Annotated in this window: 22 protein-coding genes; 11 read left to right on the top strand and 11 right to left on the bottom strand. The window is 67.0% G+C overall.

Translation table 11 applies throughout. The features are described from left to right. Nucleotides 1-3: 3 nt before the first annotated feature. From pssA to WDM86_10005, 6 genes are all read right to left on the bottom strand, one after another. Nucleotides 4-753, bottom strand: a complete 750-nt coding sequence (pssA, locus tag WDM86_10030) for a CDP-diacylglycerol--serine O-phosphatidyltransferase (protein MEI9990366.1) — start codon at nt 751-753, stop codon at nt 4-6. A gap of 38 nt (nt 754-791) precedes the next feature. After that, on the bottom strand, nt 792-1,457 hold the full coding sequence (locus tag WDM86_10025; protein ID MEI9990365.1) for a phosphatidylserine decarboxylase: 666 nt from the start codon (nt 1,455-1,457) through the stop codon (nt 792-794). A gap of 88 nt (nt 1,458-1,545) precedes the next feature. Then, the gene (locus WDM86_10020; GenBank protein ID MEI9990364.1) at nt 1,546-1,842 is read right to left on the bottom strand and encodes a hypothetical protein; all 297 of its coding nucleotides are present in this window, start codon (nt 1,840-1,842) and stop codon (nt 1,546-1,548) included. A gap of 123 nt (nt 1,843-1,965) precedes the next feature. Next, nucleotides 1,966-2,592: a hypothetical protein gene (locus tag WDM86_10015; protein MEI9990363.1), complete on the bottom strand. Its 627-nt coding sequence runs from the start codon at nt 2,590-2,592 to the stop codon at nt 1,966-1,968. 40 nt (nt 2,593-2,632) lie between these two features. Beyond that, the gene (locus tag WDM86_10010) at nt 2,633-3,139 is read right to left on the bottom strand and encodes a PAS domain-containing protein (protein ID MEI9990362.1); all 507 of its coding nucleotides are present in this window, start codon (nt 3,137-3,139) and stop codon (nt 2,633-2,635) included. Nucleotides 3,140-3,298: 159 nt separating this feature from the next. Beyond that, nucleotides 3,299-4,324 carry an alcohol dehydrogenase catalytic domain-containing protein gene (locus tag WDM86_10005; protein ID MEI9990361.1) on the bottom strand — a complete coding sequence of 342 codons (1,026 nt, stop codon included), beginning with the start codon at nt 4,322-4,324 and terminating at the stop codon, nt 3,299-3,301. A gap of 100 nt (nt 4,325-4,424) precedes the next feature. Here WDM86_10005 and WDM86_10000 point away from each other — a divergent pair, with 100 nt between their 5' ends. From WDM86_10000 to WDM86_09990, 3 genes are all read left to right on the top strand, one after another. Beyond that, nucleotides 4,425-5,825: an amidase family protein gene (locus WDM86_10000; protein ID MEI9990360.1), complete on the top strand. Its 1,401-nt coding sequence runs from the start codon at nt 4,425-4,427 to the stop codon at nt 5,823-5,825. 177 nt (nt 5,826-6,002) lie between these two features. After that, nucleotides 6,003-7,175 carry an LLM class flavin-dependent oxidoreductase gene (locus WDM86_09995; protein ID MEI9990359.1) on the top strand — a complete coding sequence of 391 codons (1,173 nt, stop codon included), beginning with the start codon at nt 6,003-6,005 and terminating at the stop codon, nt 7,173-7,175. Nucleotides 7,176-7,257: 82 nt separating this feature from the next. After that, complete coding sequence (locus WDM86_09990) at nt 7,258-7,782, top strand: cysteine hydrolase family protein (protein ID MEI9990358.1); 525 nt, start codon at nt 7,258-7,260, stop codon at nt 7,780-7,782. Nucleotides 7,783-7,788: 6 nt separating this feature from the next. Here WDM86_09990 and WDM86_09985 read toward each other — a convergent pair whose 3' ends face one another. Next, nucleotides 7,789-9,579, bottom strand: coding sequence for a long-chain-acyl-CoA synthetase (locus WDM86_09985; protein ID MEI9990357.1), 1,791 nt, complete (start codon nt 9,577-9,579; stop codon nt 7,789-7,791). 70 nt (nt 9,580-9,649) lie between these two features. Between WDM86_09985 and WDM86_09980 the strand changes: the two genes are divergently transcribed. Then, nucleotides 9,650-9,871 carry a sulfurtransferase TusA family protein gene (locus WDM86_09980; GenBank protein ID MEI9990356.1) on the top strand — a complete coding sequence of 74 codons (222 nt, stop codon included), beginning with the start codon at nt 9,650-9,652 and terminating at the stop codon, nt 9,869-9,871. Here the strand turns inward: WDM86_09980 and WDM86_09975 are convergent. The 4 genes from WDM86_09975 to WDM86_09960 all read right to left on the bottom strand — a co-directional run bounded on the left by WDM86_09975 (nt 9,868) and on the right by WDM86_09960 (nt 12,910). Then, on the bottom strand, nt 9,868-10,407 hold the full coding sequence (locus WDM86_09975) for a hypothetical protein (protein MEI9990355.1): 540 nt from the start codon (nt 10,405-10,407) through the stop codon (nt 9,868-9,870). The two genes, WDM86_09980 and WDM86_09975, sit on opposite strands and share 4 nt — an antisense overlap. 63 nt (nt 10,408-10,470) lie before the next feature. After that, nucleotides 10,471-11,616 (bottom strand): DSD1 family PLP-dependent enzyme, encoded by a 1,146-nt coding sequence (locus tag WDM86_09970; protein MEI9990354.1) that lies wholly within the window; start codon nt 11,614-11,616, stop codon nt 10,471-10,473. Beyond that, nucleotides 11,613-12,311 (bottom strand): VC0807 family protein, encoded by a 699-nt coding sequence (locus WDM86_09965; protein MEI9990353.1) that lies wholly within the window; start codon nt 12,309-12,311, stop codon nt 11,613-11,615. The genes WDM86_09970 and WDM86_09965 overlap by 4 nt, the downstream gene beginning before the upstream one ends. Then, nucleotides 12,308-12,910, bottom strand: a complete 603-nt coding sequence (locus tag WDM86_09960; GenBank protein MEI9990352.1) for a TetR/AcrR family transcriptional regulator — start codon at nt 12,908-12,910, stop codon at nt 12,308-12,310. Before WDM86_09960 ends, WDM86_09965 begins: the two co-directional genes overlap by 4 nt. A 135-nt stretch (nt 12,911-13,045) precedes the next feature. Between WDM86_09960 and WDM86_09955 the strand changes: the two genes are divergently transcribed. The 7 genes from WDM86_09955 to WDM86_09925 all read left to right on the top strand — a co-directional run bounded on the left by WDM86_09955 (nt 13,046) and on the right by WDM86_09925 (nt 21,262). Beyond that, nucleotides 13,046-13,681, top strand: a complete 636-nt coding sequence (locus WDM86_09955) for a TetR/AcrR family transcriptional regulator (GenBank protein ID MEI9990351.1) — start codon at nt 13,046-13,048, stop codon at nt 13,679-13,681. After that, on the top strand, nt 13,678-14,505 hold the full coding sequence (locus WDM86_09950) for an efflux RND transporter periplasmic adaptor subunit (GenBank protein MEI9990350.1): 828 nt from the start codon (nt 13,678-13,680) through the stop codon (nt 14,503-14,505). Before WDM86_09955 ends, WDM86_09950 begins: the two co-directional genes overlap by 4 nt. Beyond that, the gene (locus tag WDM86_09945) at nt 14,502-15,428 is read left to right on the top strand and encodes an ABC transporter ATP-binding protein (protein ID MEI9990349.1); all 927 of its coding nucleotides are present in this window, start codon (nt 14,502-14,504) and stop codon (nt 15,426-15,428) included. Before WDM86_09950 ends, WDM86_09945 begins: the two co-directional genes overlap by 4 nt. A gap of 166 nt (nt 15,429-15,594) precedes the next feature. Next, nucleotides 15,595-16,731 carry an ABC transporter permease gene (locus WDM86_09940; GenBank protein ID MEI9990348.1) on the top strand — a complete coding sequence of 379 codons (1,137 nt, stop codon included), beginning with the start codon at nt 15,595-15,597 and terminating at the stop codon, nt 16,729-16,731. Nucleotides 16,732-16,839: 108 nt separating this feature from the next. Beyond that, nucleotides 16,840-18,288, top strand: a complete 1,449-nt coding sequence (locus tag WDM86_09935; protein ID MEI9990347.1) for a glycosyltransferase family 2 protein — start codon at nt 16,840-16,842, stop codon at nt 18,286-18,288. Nucleotides 18,289-18,406: 118 nt separating this feature from the next. Further along, entirely contained in the window at nt 18,407-19,099 is a 693-nt protein-coding gene (locus WDM86_09930; GenBank protein MEI9990346.1) for a CHAP domain-containing protein, read from the top strand. Nucleotides 19,100-19,297: 198 nt separating this feature from the next. Further along, entirely contained in the window at nt 19,298-21,262 is a 1,965-nt protein-coding gene (locus WDM86_09925) for a potassium transporter Kup (protein MEI9990345.1), read from the top strand.

Raw genomic sequence — 21,262 nt, 5'->3', positions numbered from 1 at the left:
GGCTCATTCGCCCGGATGGGTGCGCGCGCGGCGCGCCTGCATCGCGATGCCGAGCGGGATCGACGCCAGATAGATCGCCATGCCGACCGTCGCCGTCACCCAGGGCCAGGTGAACATGAACCCGGCCAGAAGGCCGACAAAGCCCCAGAGCAGCACGCGGTGGCGGGGCGCCGGCCGCATATACTTGATCGACGGCGTCGGCAGCCGGCTCACCATCAGGCTGGCGGAGAGCGCGATCATCACGCCGCTGACGATCGGGGTGCGGAAGATGTCGCCGCCGCCCTGGAAGCTCAAAAGCATCGGCAGCATGACGAGGCCGGCGGCCGCCGGGGTCGGCAGGCCGGTGAAATAGGGATTGTGCGAGGTGGCGCCTTCGTCGCGCACGCTCTGCACGTTGAACCGCGCCAGGCGGATGGCGGAGCAGACGCAGAAGATCAGCGCCGCGATCCAGCCCGCATTGCCCATGCGCTCCAGGCTCCACATATAAATGAGCACGCCGGGCGCCACACCGAAGCTGACGAGATCGGCCAGCGAATCGAGCTGCGCCCCGAACCGCGTATCGGCGCCGAGGAAGCGCGCCGCGCGGCCGTCCAGCATGTCGAACACCATCGCGAAGATGATGGCGATGACCGCGGCGCCCCAATCGGCCTCGATGGCGAATTTGATGGCGGTGATGCCGCTGCACAGGCCGAGCAGGGTGAGCACGCTCGGCACGACGCGGCCGACGGAAAGCTCTTCGAGCCTTTCGGCCATGCGCCTTGGATCGATTCTACGATACGCCAATGGGTTACCTACCCTTGTAGTTCCGCGAGCACGGTCTCGCCGGCCTTTGTCACAGAACCGTCTTGTACCACGATCTTAGCCGAAGGGGGTAAATAGACATCCAACCGGCTGCCGAAGCGGATCATGCCATAGCGCGCGCCCCGCCGGACGGCGTCGCCGTCCTTGATGTCGCAGACGATGCGCCGCGCCACGAGGCCGGCGATCTGCACCACGGCAAGGTCCTGGCCCGGATCGGTTGCGCCCGCCGGCCGCACCCGCGCCGACATGCGCTCATTGTGCACGCTGGCCTTGTCGAAGGAGGCGTTGAAGAACCGGCCCGGGCGATAGGCGAGCGCCACCACCGTGCCGCTGACCGGCATGCGGTTCACATGCACGTTGAAGACATTCATGAAGATCGACAGGCGTCGGCGCGGCTCCGGGCCCAGCCCCAGTTCCTCGGGCGGCACGGCCTCGACGGTCGGCAGCAGCTTGCCGTCGGCGGGGCTGACGATGCGCGTCTCGCCCGGCGGCGGCGTGCGCTCCGGATCGCGGAAGAACGCGATGCACCACAGCGTCAGCGGCGCGAACAGCAGGGCCGCGCCGTGCGAGAACAGATAGATCAGCAAATTCGCGACCGCGAAGATCGCGATGAACGGCCAGCCTTCGCGATGGATGGGAATGCGCAAGGCGACGATCCTCTGCGAGACGCGCCCGATGGTAACGCGTAAAAAGAAAAAGGGCGGCGCATCGCGGCGCCGCCCCGATTCCGTATCGTGGCGCGGCTTAAGCGCGGCCGCCCGAGAACGGGAAGGAGCCGAACGCCCCCGCCTTCACATTGCCGGAGAGGCTGTCGCCCTCGACCTTGCCGCTGAATTCCAGCGTCATCGGCATCGGCGAGGTGATCGAGACGGCCCAGGAGATATTGTTGCCGTCGGCCTTGCCATTCGCGATGGCCATGGAGCCCTGCGCGGCGGCCTGGGTGCCGGTCAGCGTGGCGCCGTCGGCCTTGAGATCGAGCGTCGCCTTCTGCGCGCCCATCGGTGAATTGATCGTGATGTTCCACTTGCCATCGACGGACATATCGTCCTCCCTTGTCTGAAGGCGTGCATCTAAGAGAGACGCGGGGGCGTAGGCAAGGCTTAAGGTGACGTTGACGTCACGAAATCTCGGCCACGCCGGAAATTCCCGTGCGGGATCAATTCCCTAGGTTTGCGTCAGCGGCACGGCAAGCGAACTGCGCCCGATGGTCGAGCGCGTCAGTTCATGCCGCTTGGCGAACAGACCGGCCGGATCGCGCGTCTGGTCGCGCGAGTTCTCCCACACGCCATGGCTCGCATAATAGGTCAGCAGGAGCAGCCTTCCGGCGCCGTCGCGGACGTCCTCGGCCGTCGTCTCGGCGATGAAGAGGCCGAAGATCTCGGTGTCGTAGCTGCCTTCGAAATTCTCCCAGGCGCGGTTCGACAGCGCCACGAAATCCGCCACGCTGTCGGCATCGACGGTGAACCAGCGATGCACATAAATGCCGCCGCTCCTGAGCCGCTTGTCGTCGGCCGGCCGCACCGTCGGTGTCAGCTTCTGCGGATATATCGCGACGGCGCCGGGCGCGGTATCGAGCTCGCGCAGCCGGTCGCGCAGGGCGTTCGGCCACCGCAACAGGATCGCCGCTTCGTTCGAGGCGAAGCCGAGTTGTCCCTGGAACAGCCCCAGCACCTCGCCGCCGGCGGCCGCGATCGCGGGCGCCGCGATGCTACGGATATGCGCGGCGAAATCGGTCCAGGCCTGGCGCCCGCGCGCGAGCGTGAAGGTCAGGTAGTCGTAGTGCGCCGGCATGGCCGCCCGTCCCGATAGTCCGCCGGTCACCCTAGCAGATTCAATCCGCCGCGGCCGCCGTCGCCGCCGCGCGCGAATGGGTGCCGAGCTGCCAGGTGTCGAACGCGCCGAGAAGCCCGGTGACGGTGACGCCGTCTTCCGACAGGGGCAGCAGCAGCACTTCGCGTTCGAGATGCTCCTTGCCCTTGTATTGCGTCCGCCGGGGTGCGCTGACCAGCGGCTTGCGGCTCTCGACGCAGGCCCGGAACAACGCCTCCGCGATGTCGAAGAAGGCAATGCCGCGCAGGCTCGCAAGGCTTTGCGCCGTACAGGGTTCGCCCATGAACTGGGTCACCTTGTCGCCGCGAAAGCCGACGCGGAAATCCGTGCCGCCATCGATCACCTCGACGGTGAACGCCCAGGCCGTGGCGCGGCGCAGCTTGGCGGGCGTCAGTTCGGCGCGCTTGGGACCGAGGCGTCCCGCCGCCAGTTCCGTCCACACGCCATGGACCGCGCGCAGCCTCTCGCTGATAACGCTGTCAACGAATCGGTCTTCTTCCTTGCTCATACGGCCTTTTGGACGCGCGTTCCCGCGTGTCCGCTCCAGAGGTTCTTGGGAGTGGCGATTCCCGCAAGCAGCGAATCGCGGCCGGGCTTGTAACAGTTCCGTTGCGGAAGGTGCTGCGACCGAACGTCCCGCGTATCGCGGTCCGATATAACGGCGACCTCAGTTCTCCAGCATCACCTTGCACTGATGCGACGGTTTGCGCAGCGCCTCGAAGGCGGCCGGCAGGGCGTCGAGATCGACGATGTCGGTGATCATGTGTTCGACGTCGACGCGGTCGGACGCGATCATCGCGATGACATAGTCGAAATCCGCCGCGCGATAGCCGAGCACGAACTGGATCGCGATCTCCTTCACGATGCCGATCAGCGGCATGATCGTGTCGGGCTTCTGGCACACGCCGGCGACCAGGATGCGCCCGCCGCGCGGGGCTTCCGCCATCGCGTTCATCAGAAGGCCCGGCGCGCCGACGCATTCGAAGATCACGTCCGGCGCCTTGCCGGCGATCTTCTGCACCTGCGGCGTCAGCGGCAGGTCCGGATCGATCGCGTCGGTGGCGCCGAAGCGCGCCGCCATCTTCTTCCGCACATCCGCCTTCTCGCTCACGATCACATGGCGCGCGCCCAGGAACTTCGCCCACAGCATCACCGCGAGCCCGACCGGTCCCGCGCCGATCACCAGGACGGTCGCGCCGCGCTCCAGCTTCGCCATGTCGACGGCATGCAGGCCGACCGCCAAGGGCTCCACCATCGCGCCCTCGCGGAACGAGACATTCGCCGGCAGGCGGTAGCCGCTGCTGGCGCCGATCCGCACATATTCCGCATAGGCGCCGGGGCTGTGGCCCAGCCCGACGGGAATCAATTTCGGGCAGGCGCTGCTCAGTGACAGCGACAGGCACGGCGAATGCTCGCCGCAGCAGATCACCGGAAAGCCCGCGACGCGCTCGCCCGCTTTCCACAGATGCGTGACCGCCTTGCCGACCTCCACCACCTCGCCGGCGAATTCATGTCCCATCACCGCGCCGCCCGGCAGCGGCATGATCGTGCCGGCCTCGGTCATGTGCAGGTCCGAGCCGCAGATGCCGCACGTCCTTACGCGCAGGATGATGTCGTGCGGCCCCGGCACCGGATCGGCGATGTTCTCCACGACCAGCGGCTTGGCGATTTCCTGGAACACGGCGGCGCGCATGGGGACCCCAAAGCATTTCGAGCGGCGGCACGTTATGCCATGTTCCGGGAGAGGCAAACGGGAGGGCGCAGCGGTGGACACTTACGCTACGGCACGGTCGATGCTCGCCGATCTTAAGGCGAAGAAGGTCTCGGCCCGCGAATTGCTGGACGCGCATCTGGCGCGCAACGACGCCATCGCGCCGACGATCAACGCCGTCATCGCAACCGATATCGCGCGCGCGCGGAAAGACGCCGCCGCGATCGACGACGCGCGCGCCAAGGGCGCGGCGCTCGGCGCGCTCGCCGGCCTGCCGATGACGATCAAGGACGGCTTCGACGTGCAGAACATGCCGGCCACGTCCGGCAATCCCGCCTTCAAGGACCGCGCCAAGGATTGCGCCGACGCGACGGTGGTCGCCGCCGCGCGCAAGCAGGGCGCGGTGATCTGGGGCAAGACCAACGTGCCCTTCATGCTCGGCGACTACCAGACCTTCAACGTCCTGCACGGCACCACGAACAATCCCTATGACGTGACGAAAGTCCCCGGCGGCTCGTCGGGCGGCGCCGGCGCGGCGCTCGCCACCGGCGTGACGCCGCTGGAGATCGGTTCGGACATCGGCGGCTCGCTGCGCCATCCGGCGAATTATTGCGGCGTCACCGCGTTGAAGCCGACCTGGCGCGCGCTCGACGGGCGAGGCCACGTACCGCCGAGCCCCGGCGCCTATTACGAATGCGACATCGGCGTCTACGGCCCGATGGCGCGCAATGCCGATGATCTCAAGCTGCTGTGGAGCGTGCTGCACGGAACGCCCGAGCAACCGCGCCGCGATGTGAAAGGCGCGCTGGTCGCGGTGTGGGACGAAGAAGCCTCCTGGCCGCTGGCGCGCGATGTGCGCGACGGCGTGGCCCGCGCCGCCGCCGCGCTGGAAAAAGCCGGCGCGCAGGTCGAGCGCGCCAAGCCCGACATCGACGGCCAGGCGCTGATGGAGACCTATCTCGCGCTCCTGGTACCGATCGTGGCATCGGAATATCCCGACGCGCTCCTGAAATCCTTCGAGGCAATGCGCGAGGCGGACCTGACGCTGATCGCCGCCGGCGGTGCGGGCGCCGAGATCGCCTTGTCCCGCTTGCTCGCCGTGCCGACCTATCGCGAACACGTCGCGGCGCTGGTGCGCCGCCAGGCGCTGAAGGACAAGCTCGCGGACTTCTTCGAACGCTATGACGCCATCGTCATGCCCATCGGCATGGTGCCGCCCTTCGCGCACCAGCAGGAGCCGGGGTTCAACGAACGCGTCCTCGACGTCGACGGCGTAGCGGTGCCCTATCGCGCCATGCTCAACTGGATATCGCCCGCCTCTGCGCTGCACGCGCCGGCGCTCGCGGTGCCGGCCGGGCAGACCGCGCGGGGCCTGCCGGTCGGCGTGCAGATTGTCGGCCCGTGGCACGGCGAGGATCGCCTGTTCGACTTCGCAGCCGCCATCGAAGATGAGCTCGGCGGCTTTACGCCGCCACCGCTTTGATCGCGCGCGTCCGCGCGCAGAAGAATCTCACGCGGAGCCGCGGAGAACGCGGAGCGGAGCCCGCTCTCCGCGGCTCCGCGCCTCCGCGTGAATCCTACTCTTCGTGACGGTGCGTAAGGTTGGGCGCGTGCCATGCGCTATGGCATAGTCGCATCAGAACAATCGGAAGGAAGAGTCATGGCGATCAAGCTCAAGAACGGAATCTTTCTCGCGCCTTTTCATCCGGTCGACGAGGATCCGACGCTCTGCATCCAGCGCGATCTCGAACTGATCGAACATCTTGATCGCCTCGGCTATGAAGAAGCCTGGATCGGCGAGCATCACTCCGCCGGCTTTGAGATCATCGCCAGCCCCGAAGTCTTCATCGCCGCCGCGGCGGAGCGCACCAGGCGCATCATGCTGGGCTCCGGCGTGATCTCGCTGCCCTATCACAACCCCCTGATGACCGCGAACCGCGTCATCCAGCTCGACCACCAGACGCGCGGCCGCTTCATGCTCGGCGTCGGCCCCGGCCTGCTGCCGTCCGACGCCTTCGCCATGGGCATCGAGCCCGCGACCCAGCGCGACCGCATGGTCGAGGCGATCGAGGTGATCCTGCGCCTCTTCAAGGGCGAGCGCGTCACGCACAAATCCGACTGGTTCACGCTCATCGACGCGACCTGCCAGCTCAAGCCCTATACCTGGCCGCATCCCGAAGTGGCGGTGGCGTCGTCGGTCACGCCGTCGGGCGGCAAGCTGGCGGGGCGCCACGGCTTCGGCATGCTGTGCGTCGCCGCGACGCAGGCCGGCGGCTATGACGCGCTCGGCATCAACTGGAAGATCGCCAACGACACCGCCGCCGAGCACGGCAAGACGATGGACCCGGCGCGCCTGCGCCTGGTCGGCCCGGTGCACATCGCCGAGACCCGCGAACAGGCCTTCGAGAACGTGAAGTTCGGCCTCGCCAAATGGCAGGCCTATTTCGGCGGCATCAGCGCGGTGGCGGGCCGCGAGGCGACCGAGGCGCGCTCGGTGGAGAAGCTGGTCGAGGACGGCCAGCTCGTCATCGGCACGCCGGACGACGCCATCGCCCAGATCCGCCGGCTCCAGGCCAAGCAGGGCGAGTTCGGCGTGTTCCTCCAGCTCGCGCACAACTGGGCGAATTTCGACGCGACGAAGAAGTCCTACGAACTGTGGCAGCGTCACGTCACGCCGGTGATCAACGGCGCCAACGAAAAGCGCGAAGAGGCTTTCGCCTGGGCGCGCGACAACAAGGAGCGCTTTATCGGCGCGGCGATGAGCGCGGCGATGCAGACCATCCAGAAGCACCACGAAGCCGAAGCCAAGAAGGCGACCAAGGCGGCGGAGTAAATCAACCCTCCCGTTCACGGGAGGGTCGAAAAATGCGAAGCATTTTTCGGGGAGGGGGCAGTCTCACCGGGGAGTTTCTTGCATGAGCAAGGCGCTTGTCGTCATCGACGTCCAGAAGGTCATGTTCGCGATGCCGGGCCTCCCGCCGCTCGATGGCGAAGCCGTCGTCGACCGCATCGCCGGCCTTATCGCCGCCGCGCGCGCCAACGGCACGCCGATCTTTTTCGTCCAGCATCATGATTTGGAGGAAGAGGCGATGCAGCCCGGCCAGCCGGGCTTTGCCTTCGTCGACAAGCTGGCGCCGCAGCCGGGCGACGACGTAACGATCAAGCACAACTCCAGCGCGTTCCACGGCACCGATTTCGACGCGAAACTGAAGAAGTCCGGCATCGATCACCTCGTCGTGACCGGCATGCAGTCGGAATACTGCGTCGATTCCGCGATCCGCGGCGCGGTCGAGCGCGGCTACAAGGTGACCTTCGTCTCCGACGCGCATTCGACCTTCGATACGAAGGTGGCGAAAGCCAAGGACATCGTCGCCATCCAGAACGACACGATGAACGGCAGCTTCGCGGAGGTGATCCCGGCGGCGCAGGTGATGCTTTAGCTCCAGTCAGAACTTCAACCGGCCGCCCGCGATCTCATCCACCGCCCGCGGCGTCAGCGGCTCATACCGTCCGGTCGCCGGATCGAGCCAAAAGAGCGGATCGCGGATCGCCTTCAGGTCGAAGCCTTCCTTCACCAGGTCGACCTTGCGCTGCTTGAACGTGCCGGTGATCTCCAGCTCCGGCAGCAGCCGGATGAACACGGGCCGCGCATAGGCCGGCAAATTCCCCGCCAGCGCCTCGGCGAGCCGCCCGATATCGAAGCCCTCGCCGGTCACCAGCGCCGCCATGCCGGCGCGGCCGTCGGCACCGGGCACCGCGACGCCGTAGACATTGGCTTCCTTGACGCCGGGCACCACGCCGAGCGCTTCCGACACTTCGCTGGTCGCGACGTTCTCGCCCTTCCAGCGGAAGGTGTCGCCGATCCGGTCGACGAAATAGTAATAGCCCAGCCGGTCGTGCCGCATCAGGTCGCCGGTGCGGAACCAGGCATCGCCCTTCTCGAACACGTCGTGGAGCACCTTCTTCTGCGTGTCGGCCGCCTTGGTATAGCCGTCGAAGGTCTTGCCGGGCTCGTTCTCGATCCGCCCGATGGTCTCGCCGACCTCGTTGTCTGCGCATTCGATGCAGAAGCCGTCGAAGCCGCGCACCGGCATCTCGTGCTCGATGTCGAATTTCACGATCCGCGTGGTGAGGAGGGCGCGCATATAGGGCGGCACGCGCCCGACCGCGCCGACCGTGCCGTCATAGTTCAGCATCGAGACATTGCCCTCGGTGGCGCCGTAGAACTCGATGATCCTGGGGATCGCGAAGCGCGTCTGGAAGGTCTTCCAGATCTCGGGCCGAAGCCCGTTGCCGGTGATGGCGCGGATGGCATGGTCGCGCTCGTGCGGCCGCACCGGCGCGTTCAGGAGATAGCGGCACAGCTCGCCGATATACTGGAACAGCGTGGCACGATAGCGGTGTACGTCGTCCCAGAATTCGTGCACCGAAAGCTTGCGCTTGAGGATGACCGAGCCGCCGGTCAAGAGCGCCGGCCCGATGGCGCACACCCCGCCCGCCGAATGATAGAGCGGCAGCACGTTGTACAGCCGGTCGGACGCCTTGGCGTTCAGCCCGCTGGCGAAGCCGTGCATCATGAACAGCATGCGCATATGGGTGAAGTTCGACGCCTTGGGCAGCCCCGTGGTGCCGGACGTGTAGATATAGAATGCCTTGTCCTTGGCTGTGACGCCGTCGCGCCAGGCCTTGTCGGCTGGCGCGGCCGGCTGGGCCGCCAGCACGGCGTCGAAATCCTCGAAGCCGGGCGCCGCGCCGCCGGCGCGCCAGGCCTTGGGCGGCGGCGCGATCTGCGGCGCCGCTTCGGCGAAGGTCTCGGCCAGCTCGGCGCCGACGATGGCGTGCTTCGCCGCGGCGATGGCGATGGAATGGGCGAGCGGCTGGCCCCTCAGATTGGTGTTGATCAGCGCGGTGATGGCGCCGACCTTCAGGAGTCCCAGCCAAGTCGCGACATATTCCGGGCAATTCTCCATCAGCAGCGCGACCGCTTCGCCGCGCGCGACGCCCGAGGCCCTGGCCCAATGCGCCACGCGGTTCGCGTAGGCGTCAAGCTGCCCATAGGTCATGGTGCGGTCGAGGTAGTAGAACGCCACCGCGTCCGGCGTCGCCCTGGCCTGCTTCTCGACGATGTCGACGACGGTGTGCGGACTGTCCGGCTTGACGTCGCGCAGCGACCACAGCGTCCTCGTGATCGCGGCTATATAAGTGGCTTCGCGCGCGGCGGCGGCGGCAAGTCCCATGGGATCCGTGACAGGCGGGATGACGGTTTCAAGACCAGGATATGGTTAGACGGAAAACAATTGCGAGGCCATGACCGAGCCGCTTGACCTCAAAGGCCTGAAGTGTCCGCTGCCCGCGCTGCTGGCGCGCCGCGCGCTGGCCCGCGCCGCGCGAGGCGGCGAGATCACGGTGGTGGCCGACGATCCGCTCGCGCATATCGACATCCCGCATATGTGCCGCCAGGAAGGCTATGAGGTCCTCTCGAGCGCGCGCGACGGCGATGCCGTCACGCTGGTCCTGCGCCGGCCCTAATGCGTCGCCGCTGGCGGCGGCGGCGGCGCGGCTTGCGGGCCGAGCCGGGCGATCACGTCGGAGGCCTGCAGCGCATGCGGATCGGCCTTCGCCTGCTCCGGCGTCAACAGGATGATCTCGGCATAGGCCTCGTAGCGCGTCGTCGGGAAGGCGGTGTCGTGCCAGAAGGGGTCCCAGGGATCGTAGCGCCAGCTATGCCAATAGCGTCCGAAGCCGGGTCCCCAGCCCCAGCCGGGATAGGCACCGAAATCGGTGTGATAGGTCGTCTTGGATTCGGTGTCGCGGGTGTCGAACGCGAACCAGGCATAGCCGGCATCGCGTGTCACCTCGGCGGAGCGCAGCAGGAGGTAGTTCTCCACCATGTCGCGCTTGGTCAGCGAGTTTCCGGTGAACGTCACGCGATAGCGGTTCTGAGCCAGCCGCTGGTCGGAATAGCCGGTGCCCCGGTCGCCCGTCGCGGGCGCATAGGGCGTCGGCGTGGCGCAGGCGGCCAGTCCCAGGAAAAGCAGCGGAACGGCTAGGCGTTTGACTGTCATGGCTCTTCTCCACCGGCACGCCCCATCCTAGCGCATCGGACCCGGCGTTTGATACAGGGCCGTCTAGCGCGACCGGCCGCGGGCGGCGACCGGCCAGAGCGCCCGCAGCGTGTCGCCCTGCACCACATGATAGGTGTCGTAGAGGTTGACGGTCGGATCGCAATGGGGCGCGCCGAGCGTCACCATGGCGGCAAGCGGCAGGGTCCCGCCGTCGGGCAGGAACAGCGCGCCGTGCTCGTCGCCCATGAAGCGGTAGAGCGCGCCCGGCGGCGCGCCGGCCAGTACCAGCGGCGCTTCGGCGTCGGTGGCGAAGGCCTTGAAGCCGGCATCCAGGGTGACGAGGCCCGGGGTGTTGGCGCTGACCACCCGTGCGTCGACCATCAGGGCGGTCTCGAACGGGGAAGGCTCGCCGTCGCCGGTCAGGTCGCAGGCGAGATATTGGCCGTCCATGAACACATAAGAGCCGACCTGAAGTTCGGTGAAGAGATCGAGCGTGGGATCGATGCGGTGCGTGCCCGTGCCGCCGCCCGTCACGATCTGCGGCCGACCGCCCGCGGCGGTGAGCGCTTCGATGACGGTGCGGACGAAGGCGGCCCGCTCCTGCATGGACTCAAGGCGGTCCTCGAACGCTTCGATGTGCTGCTGGGCGCCGCAATAGCATTGCACGCCCCGGTAGGTGAGGAAGACTTCGGACGTGATCGCTTCGAACAATGCGACGGCCGCTTCCGGCGAGCCGACACCGGTGCGGCGAATGCCGGGATCGATGTCGATGATGACCGACAACGGCTTCGCGGCGGCGCGTGCCGCCGCGCCCAGCGCTTGGACGTTGGCCGGATTGTCCACCACGCACAACAGGTCCTCGGTGCGAAGGTTCAGCGCCGCCAGCCGCGCGACCGCCGGTCGCGAGACGACGGGCGAGGTGATGTGCAGGCCGCGAACGACGCCGTGATCGGCCATGACCTCGGCCTCGCCGATCTTGGCGCAGCAGATACCGATGGCGCCGGCCGCGATCTGTCGCTTGGCGATCTCCGGGCTCTTGTGGGTCTTGGCGTGGGGGCGCAGGGACAGGCCCTTGCTCCGGGCGAAATCGGCCATCGCGGCGATGTTGCGGGAAAGCGCGTCCAGATCGATCACCAGGACCGGGGTGTTCAGGCTGTGGCGCGATCCCTGCTGGTTGAGCAGAGGGCCATGCAATTCCTCATCGGTCATGGCAGCACCACCGACGACATCGCGGGCGGCGCGCGGTCGCTCGCGGCGGCCAGCCTGGCGCGGCCATAGACGATGGTCCAGCCGACCAGCACGGAATCGCTGACCAGATCCCAGAGCGGCGAGGCGAGCAGGAACGTGTTGGTCGGCAGATGCGCCGCCAGGACATAGCCGCCGGCCGCCTTGATCAGGAGCGCCGCCGTCCAGCCCCAGGTCAGCACGCGATAGGCGCGCATGGCATAAGGCTGCGCGGCGGCACGGTTGAAGCTGTCGCGCTGCGCCGGATCGTTGCCGGTCGAAAGCTGGCGCGCCATGTAGAACATCAGCGGCCTGGCGAAAGCGAGCGAGGCCAGGAAAATGCCCGCCAGCACGACGTTCTGCATCGACCGCCCGATCAGCGCGTCGCGCTCGGTATGGGCGAGCACCAGGGCGGTCATGCTCACCACGACGTTCTCCGCCGCGAACAGGCCGAGGAAGTCGATGGCGCGCAATTTGATCACGCCATAGGCGAGCCACAGGATCGGCGGCACGCCCGAGATCGCCAGCGGCAGAAGACTGGTCGACACATAATGCGGCGCCGACAGCCGGTAGAGGATCACCGGCGCGACCATGTTGATAAGCACGCTCTTGAAGAGCGCCCGGACGGCGACGTGGCCCGTCACCTTGCGCCAACCCTTGGCCGGGGGAACGCTGGTCATGACCGGTATCCTTGCTGAGAAGCCGCGGGCGCGGTGCCGGACAGCAGATCGATCAGGGCGCCGAGCGCGGCGGTGGTGTTCTCGCGGTCGCCGGTGGTGAGGAATTCCTGCAGCAGCCCCGTGAACGCGCCCCGGATCAGGACGGCATGGACCGAGAAGGTCTTGCCGCCTTCGGACAGGCGCAGGGCCGCCTTGTCGATCAGCGCGATCCAGACCGCGCTGTTGGCCGCCCGGACTTCGCGGGAGAACGTGATCCGGTCGAACATGGAAAGGCCGTCGACTTCGAACAGAAGCCGGAAATAGCGCTGGTTGGGCTCTTCGAGCGCCCACTCCCAGGCCATCATGAGCAGCGTCCGCAGGGATGTCGGATGGATGTCGGCGGCACGCTGCGCGAGCGAAGCGCCGATCCGGTGGCGGACCTCGGCCAGCGCGGCGGCGACCAGCGCCTCCTTGGACTCGAAGTGATAGATCAGGAGCCGGGCGCTGGTGCCCACGCGCTCGGCCAGCGGGCGCAGCGACAGATCGCCGGCGCCGCTGTCCAGCAGCGCCTCGACGATCTTGCCAAGCAGTTCGGTCCGGCGATCAATGGGTGCATGCATGAAACACCCGTTACATGTAACGGGTGTTTCATGCAAGAACTATTATTCGCGGTTCCAGCCTTGTTCTGCCAGCGCGCACTGGCTCTGGCAGAAGGTTCACTATATAACTGACTGGTCAGTTATTAATTGGACGCCATGGACACGCACGAACAGCGCTGGAGCCGTCGCAAGCAGGCGCGTCCGGCCGAGATTCTCGATGCCGCGCTGAAAGTGTTCGCCGCCAAGGGCTATGCCGCGGCGCGGATGGACGACATCGCGCGCGAAGCCGGCGTGACCAAGGGCACGATCTATCTCTACTTCGACAACAAGGAAGCGGTGTTCAAATCGCTGGTGCGCGAATCGATCGGCAACACGATCGGCGCCGTCGCGGAACAGATCGCGGGCCATGAAGGCTCGGCCCGCGACCTCCTGCGCTCCGCGCTCACATCGATAACGGCGCTGCTCGACAGCGAGCGTGTCGTGCTGCCCAAGATCATCATCGCCGAAAGCGGGAATTTCCCCGAACTCGCGCTCTTCTACCGCTTCGAGATCATCGAGAAGGGCATGGCGGCGCTGTCCTCGGTGATCGAGCGCGGCATGGCGCGGGGCGAATTCCGCCGCGCGCCGGTGAATCACGTCATCCGCCTTTGCATGGCGCCGGTGCTCCTGGGCGCGGTGTGGCGCTCGACCTTCGCCGCCTTCGATCCGGAGCCCTACGACTATCAGGGCCTGATCGAGACCCATCTCGATGTCCTGTTCCGCGGCCTCGCGCCGGAAGGAAAGACGCCATGAAACACGCGCTGATGCTGGCCGTGCTGCTGCTGCTCGCGGGCTGCGGCGGGGACGACGACAAGCCCGCCTGGCTCGGCTATGTCGAAGGCGAGGACGCCTTCATCGCCGCCCCCCAGGCCGGTTGGGTGGCCCGGGTCGCGGTCCGCCGCGGCGACGCGGTCAGGACCGGCGATCTTCTCTTCACGCTCGACGACACCAACCAGGCCTCGGCCCGCGACCAGGCCAACGCCGCCATCGCGGTGGCGCAGGGCCAGCTCGCCGCCGCCAAGGCCAATCTGGTGCTGGCGCAGAAGCAATTGGTCCGCCAAGCCAACCTGCTCGCCGAGCAGGCCGGCACCAAGCAGGCCTATGACGTCGCCAAGGCGACCTACGATTCCGCCGGCGCGCAGGTGGCGCAGATCGAGGCCCAGATCGCGCAGGCGCGCGCCTCGCTCGCCGGCGCCGCCTATCAGCTCTCCGAGCGCGACGTGATCGCGCGCACCACCGGCCGGGTCGAGGACGTCTATTTCCGCGCCGGCGAATACGCCCCGGCGATGACGCCGGTCGTCTCGGTGCTGCCGCCGCAGAACGTCTTCGTCCGCTTCTTCGTGCCGGAGGGCCAGCTGGCGCATGTCAAGCTCGGCCAGCGTGTCGCGATCTCGTGCGACGGCTGCGCGCGGAGCATCGCCGCGACGATCACCTTCATCGCGCAGCAGGAAGAGTTCACCCCGCCGGTGATCTTCTCCGTCGGCAGCCGCGAGAAGCTGGTGTTCAAGCTGGAGGCGCGCGTCCCCGGCGGCATCAGGCTCAACCCCGGCCAGCCGGTCGACGTCAGGCCGCTGTGACCACCGAACTCGCCATCGACGTGCACGGCCTGACCAAGCGCTTCGGCTCCAAGGTCGCGGTCAACCGCATCGACATCGCCGTGCCGGCGGGACAGGTCTGGGGCTTTCTCGGTCCCAATGGCTCGGGCAAGACCACGACGATCCGCATGCTGTGCGGCCTGCTGCGCGCCACCGAAGGCGACGGCACGGTGCTCGGTCACGACTTCCGCACCCAGTCCGAACAGATCAAGCGCGAGGTCGGCTACATGACCCAGAAGTTCAGCTTCTGGGAGGATCTGTCGATCCGCGAGAACCTGGATTTCGTCGCCCGTGTCTACGAACTGCCCAACGCCCGCGCCGCCGTGACGCAGACGCTGGAGCGCCTCGGCCTCGTCAAGCGCCAGGAGCAACTGGCCGGTGATCTCTCCGGCGGCTGGAAGCAGCGCCTCGCGCTCGCCGCCTGCATGCTGCATGCGCCCAAGATGCTGTTGCTCGACGAGCCGACCGCCGGCGTCGATCCCAAGGCGCGGCGCGATTTCTGGGACGAGATCCACCGGCTCTCCGGCGAAGGCCTGACCGTTCTCGTCAGCACGCATTACATGGATGAGGCGGAGCGCTGCGACCGCATCGTCTACATCAATCTCGGCAACGTCATGGCGCGCGGCACGGTGGCCGAGGTCGTGGCGAAGTCGGGACTGTTCACCTTCGTCGTCGAAGGCGAGGGCGCAAGGGCGCTGGCGGGCGAATTGCGCGGCAAGCCCGGCGTCGAATTCGTCGCCTTCTTCGGCGCCGCGCTGCATGTCAGCGGCAAGGACCGCGCCGCGCTGGAACAGGCGCTCGCGCCGTTCCGCGACAAGCCTGGCCTGGCGATCCACGAAGCCCCGCCCAGCCTGGAAGACGTCTTCATCCAGCTCCAGGAACAAGGCACGGGGGACTACGCGTGAGGTTATCGCCCCGCCGAAAAACAAATTGTCATGGCCCGCGAATGCGGGCCACCCAGGTGACATCCGGCACGAACGCCTCAAATGAAAGCGAACGAAATTCCCGACAGATAGGCTTGTGCCCAACTGGGTGGCCCGCATTCGCGGGCCATGACACCGGAGGGACGTCATGAGCGCGACCTTCTCCCTGCGCCGTGTCAACGCCGTCTTGATCAAGGAGTTCATCCAGCTTCGCCGCGACCGGCTGACCTTCGCCATGATCTTCGGCGTGCCGCTGATGCAGCTCCTGCTGTTCGGCTTCGCGATCAACAACGATCCGCGCCATCTGCCGACCGCGGTCTCGATCCTGGATCCCGGCACCTTCGCCAATTCCATCGTCGCGGCGCTTCGCAACTCCGGCTATTTCGAGGTCGTCAGGGCGACCAACGATCCGAACGCCGCGCGCCGGCTTCTTGCCGAGGACAAAGTGTCTTTCGTCGTCGAGATCCCGACGAATTTCAGCCGCGACCTGGTGCGCGGCGCCCAGCCCGAACTCCTGATCGAGGCCGACGCCACCGATCCGTCCTCCGCGTCCAACGCGGTGGGCGCCTTGGGCGAGATCGCGAGCGACGCCTTGCGCGACGACCTGACCGGACCCTTGGCGATCCGCGCGCCGCCGACGCCGGCCTTCACCGCGGTGATCCACCGTCTCTACAATCCGGAGATCGTCACCCAGTACAATATCGTGCCGGGCCTGCTCGGCATCATCCTGACCATGACCATGGTGCTGATGACCTCGATGGCGCTGACGCGCGAGCGCGAACGCGGCACCTACGAGAATCTCCTCGCCATGCCGGCGCGGCCGGTGGAGATCATGATCGGCAAGATCGCGCCGAACATCCTGGTCGGCCTGGTGCAGGCCGCGCTGGTGCTCGTCGCGGCGCGCTTCGTCTTCGGCGTGCCGATGCTCGGCTCGCTCGGCCTTCTGTTCGTGGTATCGGTGCTCTTCATCGCCGCCAACCTCGCTGTCGGCTACACCTTCTCCACCATCGCGCAGAGCCAGCTTCAGGCGATGCAGATGATGGTGTTCTTCCTTCTGCCCGCCATCCTTTTGTCCGGTTTCGCGTTCCCGTTTCGGGGCATGCCGGTCTGGGCGCAATGGATCGGCGAGGCAATGCCTGTGACACATTTCCTGCGGGTGGTGCGCGGCATCCTGCTCAAGGGCAACGGCCCGGCCGAGATCTGGCCCGATGTCTGGCCGCTCATTCTCTTTCTGTTCGCCGTCGGCACCATCGCCCTGCTGCGCTTCCGCCGCACCCTCGATTGAGCCGGCCCCCCGGCCTTGCTAAAGCTAACCGGGCCGTTACAAATCCGACGGCCTCCCCGGCCGACGGGGCGTTTACCTTCGAATTCGAATGGGGACCGAACGCTTCGCATGACCGGCTTGTCTCTCGTACTGCAATGTGCCCTGGCGGGTGTGCTCTGCATCATCGCGGCGCTGTCGATCCAGCTCGTGGTGCTGAGCTATTTCCGCCTCTTCCGCGAAAAGCCGCGGGTCCGCATGCCGCTCTTGCCGGACGAGGCCCTGCCGCGCGTGCTGGTACAGCTTCCGGTGTGCGACGAAGGCCCGCTCGCGGTGCGCGTCGCCGCGGCGGCGTCGCGGCTCGACTGGCCGGCCGACAAGCTGGAGATCCAGGTGCTCGACGACGGCCGCGTCGGCGATCCCGGCGAGCTCGTCCGCAACATCATGCGTGTCGTGCCGGAAGGCATTAACCTCAGCGTGCTTCGCCGCAACGAGCGCAGCGGCTTCAAGGCCGGCAACCTCGCCTTCGGGCTCAGTCATTCCGACGCACCCTATGTCGCGATCTTCGACGCCGATTTCGTGCCGCCGACCGATTTCCTGCGCCGCACCGTGCCGGCGCTCGTCGCCGACCAGGGCCTTGCCTTCGTCCAGGCGCGCTGGGGCCACGCCAACCGCACCAAGAACTGGCTGACGCGCGCCCAAGGCATGCTGCTCGACGCGCATTTTGCGGTCGAGCAGGAAGGCCGCTTCCGTGCCGGCCTGCCGATGTCGTTCAACGGCACCGCCGGGGTGTGGAACCGCGCCGCGATCGATCACGGCGGCGGCTGGACCGGCGACACGCTGACCGAGGACCTCGACCTCTCCATGCGCTGCGTCATGCAGGGCTGGCGCTCGGCGATGCTGTCGGACATCGAAGTGCCCGGCGAATTGCCCGAGACCGCCGCCGCCTGGCGCGCGCAGCAGGCGCGCTGGAACAAGGGCCATGCCCAGACCGCCGTGAAGCTCATGCCGCTGATCTGGGCCAGCTCCATGCCGCTGTGGAAGAAAGCGGCGATGACGCTGCAGATGGGGCAGTTCGCGTTCTTCGCCCTGGCCTTCGCCAGCGCCGCCATCAGCCTGACGCTGATGTATATGGACGTGGTCTATCTTTTCAGCGTCTCGCTCCTGGGCCTGTCGGTCTCGGCCCTGGGCCTGGTCGCCTCCACCGCCTATCTCTATCTGGGCCAGGTCCTGCTGGGGCGCGAGAAGCTGCCCTGCATCGCCCGCTCGCTCGCGCTGGCCGTCGTTTTCCCTTCCGGGCTGATCCTGGCCAACACCCGCGCCACGCTGGAGGCGTTCTTCAGCTCGGAAATGACCTTCCACCGGACGCTCAGGCCGGGGGAGCGCTATGCCGGCGGCTGGCGCGGCGGGCCGGAGCTGGTGATCGGTCTTTTGCTGCCGATTTTCGCCTTCACCGAGCAGTCCTGGAGTGCCCTTTTCTTCTTCTTCGCCGTCACCGGACTGGTCTCGATCGGGGCCATGGGGTTAACGGGATCGGGCAGTTCGGTGCCCCGCCGCGGAATCCGGTCCGAAGAACGGTAAAAAAAGCAAGTAAATTTTGATCTTTTCAAATGCGGCGGGTTTCTCTAACTGCGATTTGAACCCGATCCGGTAGCGTGGCCATTCGGTCGCCGCACCGGGCTTTGGAGGGGCAAATCGCATGAACGCTGGATCACTGGTCCGGATCGCCTCCGTTGTTGCCGTCTGCGCCCTGTTGGGCGGATGCGGTTCGATGGCCGGCACCGGCCCGACCGCCGCCGACCTTGCCTACGCCCCCGTCGTGCGGGGCACCACGCCCGCGTCGCCGCTGGTCGATCCGACCCTCTACCCCGACGACGACGCCGATACCGCGCCGACAACCGTCGAGGGCACTCATCTGCAATGCGTGCCCTATGCGCGCGAACATTCCGGCGTGAACCTGTTCGGCAACGCCACGGCCTGGTGGGACAAGGCGGCCGGCGTCTACGCCCGCGGCGCTTCGCCCATCCCCGGCGCGGTCCTGGTCCTCAACGGCTATTCGCGTCACCGCGCCCATGTCGCGGTGGTCCGCCGGATCGTCTCGCCGCGCGAGATCCGCATCGACCACGCCAACTGGCTCGACGACGGCGCGGTCTACGTCAACGACCCGGTGGTCGATGTCAGCGCCGACAATGACTGGACCCAGGTGAAGGTGTGGAACATCCGCAGCGGTTCCTGGGGCACCAGGGTCTACCGCGTGCAGGGCTTCATCGGGCCCGGTCCGGCCGGCAATCCGCTGGTCGCCGCGAACGGAAGATCCCTGGCGGACGACCCGATCGCCCGCCAGATCGCCGCCACGGATGCGGATGCCGATGCGTCCGACGGCGATCGCTGAGCACTTTCAGCCGCTTAGCGGAATTCTGCGCTATTCCGCCTCGCCCCTCTTTGCGGCGTGGGGTTAGAAGCTTATTTTCCCCGCCCTCGCGGCACGGAACCTTTGCTCCGAGTCCCGCCCGAAAAGGGCGAGAGCGTTGCAAACCTTGAAGGCCAGCTTCGCGTTACCGCCCCACCGGATGAGCCCCAAGCCAACGCCGTGAGCCAGCCAGAACGCCTCGCCTCCGTCTCGGCGAACGATCCGCTCGCCGGCGTCGACGTGCCCGCCGTGCACGCGCCGCCGGTCGCCGAGGCGCCGCGCTCGTTCAAGCGCGACGCGATGCTGACGCTGGGCGCGCTCGGCGTGGTGTTCGGCGACATCGGCACCAGCCCGCTCTACGCGATGCGCGAGACGGTGCTCGCCACCAAGGTCGGCGCGATGCCGGCCCAGCTTGCGATCTTCGGCGCGCTGTCCCTCATCCTGTGGGCGCTCGTCATCATCGTGACGCTGAAATACGTCGTCCTCATCATGCGCGCCGACAACAATGGCGAGGGCGGCGTCCTGGCGCTGGCGACGCTGGCGCACCGCTCGGCCCGGCTCGGCCGCCGGGTCAAGGCGATGATCGGCTTCGGCGCCATCCTGGGCCTGGCGCTGTTCTACGGCGACGGCATGCTGACACCGGCGATCTCGGTGCTGTCGGCGGTCGAAGGCCTGACGGTCGGGCGCCATTCGCTGGAGCCGCTGGTGCTGCCGCTCACCCTCGCCATCCTGATCGGGATGTTCCTCATCCAGAGCCGCGGCACGGCGCGCATCGGAAGGCTGTTCGGACCCGTCATGGTGGTGTGGTTCGCGGTCCTGGCGATCCTCGGCGTGAGCTGGATCATCCGCGCGCCCGTCATCCTGACCGCGCTCAATCCCTATTACGGCATCATGCTGTTCGTGCGCGAACCGTGGACGGCTTTCGTCGCGCTCGGTTCCGTCGTGCTGGCGGTGACGGGGTGCGAGGCGCTCTACGCCGACATGGGCCATTTCGGCCGCCGCCCGATCCGCGCCGCCTGGTTCATCGTCGCGCTGCCGGCACTGGTGCTGAACTATTTCGGCCAGGGCGCGTCGTTGCTGGCCAATCCGAACCACGCCAGTACCGCTTTCTATTCCATGGCGCCGCCCTGGGCGCATTTTCCGCTGGTGGCGCTGGCGACGCTGGCGACCATCATCGCGAGCCAGGCGGTGATCTCCGGCGTGTTCTCGATCACCCGCCAGGCGGTGCAACTCGGCCAACTCCCGCGCATGGAGATCCGCCACACCTCGATGACCGATTACGGCCAGATCTACGTGCCGCGCATGAACGCGCTTTTGCTGATCGGCGTCGTGCTGATCGTGCTGGTGTTCCGCAACTCGTCGAACCTCGCCGCCGCCTATGGCATCGCGGTGACCGGCGTGATGGTGATCGACACCTTCCATGTCAGCCTGGTGGCGGCGCGGCAATGGCATTGGGGCCTCAAGCTCGCCTTCGCCGTGTTCGGCCTGCTGGCGCTGATCGACGTCACCATGCTGCTCTCCAACCTGCTTAAGATACCGCAGGGCGGCTGGCTGCCGCTCGCGATCGCCACCGGCGTGTTCCTGGTAATGGAGACCTGGCGCATCGGGCGGCGCGCCCATCAGGACCGCATCCGCAACGATTCCATGCCGCTCAGCCTGTTCCTCGACCGCGCCGACAAGTTCACCACCCGCGTCGCCGGCACCGCCGTGTTCATGAGCTCGCGCAACGACGTGATGCCGGGCGCCCTGCTGCACAACCTCAAGCACAACAAGGTGCTGCACGAGCGGGTCATCCTCTGCAACGTGGTGGTCGAGGACCAGCCGCTGGTGCCGCCGGAAAAACGGCTCGAAGTCGTGAAGCTCGGCAAGGGGTTCTATTCGGTGAAAATCCATCACGGCTTCTTCGAGACGCCGGACGTGCCGCGCGCCTTGTCCGAAGCGCGGCCCTTCGGCATCGTGGTCGACGTGGAGACCGCGACCTTCTTCATCGGCCATGAGACGCTGGTGCCCGCCGAGCATCCGGTGCTCGGGCGCTGGCGCACCTGGCTCTATATGCTGCTTGCCTCCAACGCATTGTCGCCGGCGCGGTTCTACCATCTGCCGCCCAACCGCGTGGTCGAGCTCGGCACCCAGGTCACGATCTGA

The sequence above is a fragment of the Rhizomicrobium sp. genome, from assembly GCA_037200045.1.
Classification (GTDB): Bacteria; Pseudomonadota; Alphaproteobacteria; order Micropepsales; family Micropepsaceae; genus Rhizomicrobium.
This window is presented reverse-complemented; position numbering and strand designations above follow the sequence as displayed.